The sequence below is a fragment of the Algoriphagus sp. PAP.12 genome (assembly GCF_026652115.1).
Lineage (GTDB): Bacteria > Bacteroidota > Bacteroidia > Cytophagales > Cyclobacteriaceae > Algoriphagus.
In genome coordinates, this window is sequence record NZ_JAPPSQ010000045.1 from 1 (window position 1) to 4,378 (window position 4,378).

Sequence of the window (4,378 nt, forward strand, 5' to 3'; positions counted from 1 at the left end):
TAAGAAAAAATCAAAATAAGAACTTATAAAACTAAAAATAGCACCGAGAATCAACTCGATGCTATCTAATTATTTTATTATTGTAAAACTGTATCGACTATTCAGGACTAGTCAATATAATTTAACTTCTTAACCAATTAATAAAAGTTTGGTATCCAATTCCAATTTCACGAGCAAAGGCAGCCTTAGTCTTATTTCCAGCAGCTTCAACTTTTTTCCATTCGGAGATGATCTTACTCTTCTCACCGTCTGTAAATGTACGTCTCTTTGAGGTCTTTGCAACTGAACCTCCACTAATTAGAGAAACCAATTCATTAAAGTCACTAAGAAATTTACCATCTGTAAGAAACAAACCAGCTGCTTCCAGTTTTTTAATAACATCATCCTTTGGATTGACTGGAGTCACAGCGATACCGCGAGCGGCAGCTTCATGCAAATCTATTTTTTTACCTTCTGCAGTTTTATAAATAAAACCTTCACTCTTTTTGAGATCTGCAATAGCTTCCTTAATTAGGTCTCTCATAATAAATTAATTTAAAGTAATGTAATCAAAAGTAGGGTGCAATATATATATTTTAAAGAACAACAAAAGTGTTTGGAAATATTTTTTCAGAACGTAAAAAATATCTTTCTCTATTTTATTGAAAATCCTGAACCAAAACCCATACTTTTTTAATTAATTACTCTCTCTTATTACTTTACCATTTTCTAATGTAGGTATACAAGTGGTCCCGCCTCGTTTATTTGGGATAAGGTTTTTGATCAAAATAAACAATCCATTTATTGTTAGCGCTGAGTGATCAGGCGGAAATGGAAAATGAAAAATTGAGGATAAACGAAAATTCTCAAAAAGGTCTCGGATAATTTTCTTAATTTTGAGCCCCATAAGAATCCATCCAAATATCATTCTTCACCATTCTTATGGCCTCATCCACAAAATACATCTTTATTACCGGAGGAGTTACATCTTCACTCGGAAAAGGTATCATTGCCGCATCTCTTGGCAAACTACTTCAATCCAGAGGTTTCTCTGTAACTATCCAAAAATTTGACCCCTACCTCAACATCGATCCAGGTACTCTGAATCCTTATGAACATGGCGAATGCTACGTTACGGACGATGGTGCTGAAACTGATCTTGACTTAGGACACTATGAGAGATTTCTCAACATCCCAACCTCCCAAAGTAATAACATCACTACGGGAAGAATCTACAATAATGTAATCACCAAAGAACGAAAAGGGGAATTTCTTGGAAAAACAATTCAGGTAATCCCTCATATTACAGACGAAATCAAATCCAACTTTTACAAGTTGGGCGAAGAAGGTAAATACGATGTCGTAATCACTGAAATCGGTGGATGTGTCGGTGATATCGAGTCTTTACCTTTTATCGAGGCTGTACGTCAAGCAAGATGGGATTTAGGTCCGAATAACTTCTTGGTTATTCACTTGACCTTGATTCCTTATTTAAAGGCAGCTAAAGAGCTTAAAACAAAACCAACTCAGCATTCTGTCAAGCAATTGCTTGAAGCGGGTATTCAACCGGATATTCTTGTTTGTAGAACCGAGCATCACCTACCACAAGATGTAAAGAAAAAACTAGCATTATTCTGTAACGTGCAACTTAATAGCGTTATCGAGGCTATGGATGCTGAGACGATCTATGATGTTCCTTTACTGATGAAAAAGGAAAAACTGGACGAAAGAGTAATGACAAAATTGAAGCTTTCCTCCAAGCACAATACAGAGTTGGAAAATTGGAAAGACTTCCTTGGCAAGCTAAAAAATCCTACACAAGAAGTGACCATTGGACTGATTGGTAAATACGTTTCACTTCCCGATTCTTACAAATCAATCATTGAGTCATTTGTTCACGCTGGCGCTTCCATTGAATGTCATGTCAATTTGAAACTCATCTCTTCTGAAGAAATCCATAATGACAACCTGAAACAAAAGTTGAATGAGCTTGATGGAATCCTTGTAGCACCAGGGTTTGGTGAGAGAGGTTTCGAAGGAAAAATCGAAACTGTAAAGTATGCTCGTGAAAACAACATTCCTTTCTTCGGAATTTGTCTGGGTATGCAAGTAGCTGTAATTGAATTCGCTAGAAATGTATTGAATCTCAAAGATGCCAACAGTACTGAAATGAATCCAGAAACTGCTCATCCTGTAATAGCTTTGATGGAAGAACAGAAGAGAATCGATCAAATGGGTGGAACTATGAGACTAGGTTCTTATACTTGCGAGCTCAAACGCTCAAGTAAAGCATATAGCGCGTATGGAAAGACCAAAATCCAAGAGAGACATCGTCATCGTTATGAGTTCAACAATGATTTCTTAAAAGAGATCGAGGAAGCAGGAATGATTGCAACCGGCAAAAACCCTGAAACAGGCTTGGTGGAAATCGTTGAAATCAAAAACCATCCTTGGTTTGTCGGCGTACAATTCCATCCAGAATATAAGAGTACCGTATTGAACCCACAGCCTTTGTTTGTAAAGTTCATACAAGCGGCAATTGACAAAAAATTGAAATAAAAATTAAAAACTCTGAATATTTCAGAGAAAGTTAAATTATGGATAGAAATCAAGCAACAGGCTTAATCCTATTTGCTGCGGTTATTTTGGTGTATTCCATTTTCTTCGCAAGTAGTCCGGAAACACCTCCAGTTGAGACCGAAACACCTGTATTAACTGAAACTCCAGAACCCACCCAATCGAAAGAATTAACTCCAGCTGTGCAGGCTGCAAACGATTCTACAATTGACGCAAATAAAATTGCGAAATACGGAGTTTTGGCCACAATGACTCAGGGGACTGAAGAATTGGTGACTTTGGAAAATGATAAAATCCAAGTTTTCATCTCTTCCAAAGGTGGCCAAGTAAAAAAAGTACACCTTAAGGAATATGAAACCTGGCAAAAGGAACCTCTTTATCTATTTGATGAAAAATCCTCCAACATGGATTTTTCCCTTGAAACATCAAATGGCCCAGTTTCCTTATCAGACTTTTATTTTACCCATGAGATTACTTCAAGTCAAAATGAGGAAGGCCTAGCTGTAACTACTTTAACTCTAAAGTCTGGAACAGAAAGTGGCACCTTGACTCAAACTTTCTCTGTTACAGACGGAAGTTATGTAGTAGAAAAAGACTTCACTATTGATCGCTTTAATGGAGTATTCACCTCTCAGTCCCTAGAATTAAACTGGGAAGATCAAGTAAAAAGAGTAGAAAGAGATATAGCCGAATCTAGAAGAAAGACTGAGGTAAATTATTTCACTAGCTCTGAATCTTATGAAAATCTAGGCGTAGGAAATGATCCAGAAGCAGAGACTATTGCTGAGCCAGTAAAATGGGTTGGTTTTAGCCAAAGATTCTTCACAGCGGGGATCATAGCCTCTACTGACTTTCAAAATGTCACATTGAGTCAAAATACTCCTGCAGATAGTTCTTCTGTCAGAAATATGACTGCTAATTTGAAGGTACCTATCACCGATGGTTCTGCAAATGTCAAGTTTTATTTCGGCCCTGATAAATACAAAACCCTAAAGAAGGTTACTGAAGGCTTTGAGAAGAATGTCGACATGGGATACTTCTTTGTAAGCTGGGTCAACAAATACATTATTGTAAACCTATTCCAATTCTTACAGAAGTTCTTCAATAATTACGGAGTCATCATTATCCTGATCGTATTGATCATTAAGTTGGCTTTATCACCTCTGACCTACAAGTCTTACATCGGAATGGCGAAAATGCGTGTCATCAAGCCAGAAATAGATGAGTTGAAAGAGCAATACGGTGATGATCCTACTAAGATGCAGCAAGAGCAAATGAAGCTCTTCTCCAAATTGGGTGTATCTCCTATCTCAGGCTGTCTTCCGATGGTATTGCAAATGCCTTTCTTGTTTGCCATGTTCTTCTTTTTTCCAAATGCAGTAGAACTTAGACAGGAATCATTCCTATGGGCTTCTGATTTGTCAACTTATGATGAATTTATCAAGCTTCCATTCACCATTCCTTTCTATGGGTCCCATGTCAGTTTGTTTACTTTGTTGATGACTGTGTCGCAGATTATTTACACACATTTCAACAATCAGTTGACAACAGCAACAGGTCCTATGAAAAACTTGGGATATGTAATGCCAGTAATGTTCATGTTTGTATTGAACTCCTATCCTGCGGGCTTAAGTTTCTACTACTTTGTTTCCAACATGGTAACATTTGGTCAACAAGCAATTATTAAGCTTTTTGTAGATGACGACAAAATCCGTCAGAAAGTAGAAGAGTCCAAAGTAAAAAATGCGAATAAGAAAAAATCTAAATTCCAACAGAGATTGGAAGAGGCAATGAAGGCCGCAGATGCAAATCGTAAAAAAAT

At 37.1% G+C, this 4,378-nt stretch carries 3 protein-coding genes; 2 read left to right on the forward strand and 1 reads right to left on the reverse strand.

What is annotated here, in order from left to right; all coding sequences use genetic code 11:
- Window positions 1-121: 121 nt before the first annotated feature.
- Window positions 122-523 (reverse strand): hypothetical protein, encoded by a 402-nt coding sequence (locus tag O0V13_RS21235; protein ID WP_268037027.1) that lies wholly within the window; start codon window positions 521-523, stop codon window positions 122-124.
- Window positions 524-921: 398 nt separating this feature from the next.
- Between O0V13_RS21235 and O0V13_RS21240 the strand changes: the two genes are divergently transcribed.
- Both O0V13_RS21240 and yidC read left to right on the forward strand, forming a co-directional pair.
- Window positions 922-2,538: a CTP synthase gene (locus tag O0V13_RS21240; RefSeq protein ID WP_268037028.1), complete on the forward strand. Its 1,617-nt coding sequence runs from the start codon at window positions 922-924 to the stop codon at window positions 2,536-2,538.
- Window positions 2,539-2,576: 38 nt separating this feature from the next.
- The coding region (gene yidC / locus O0V13_RS21245) for a membrane protein insertase YidC (protein ID WP_268037029.1) at window positions 2,577-4,378 on the forward strand (1,802 nt) is incomplete at its 3' end.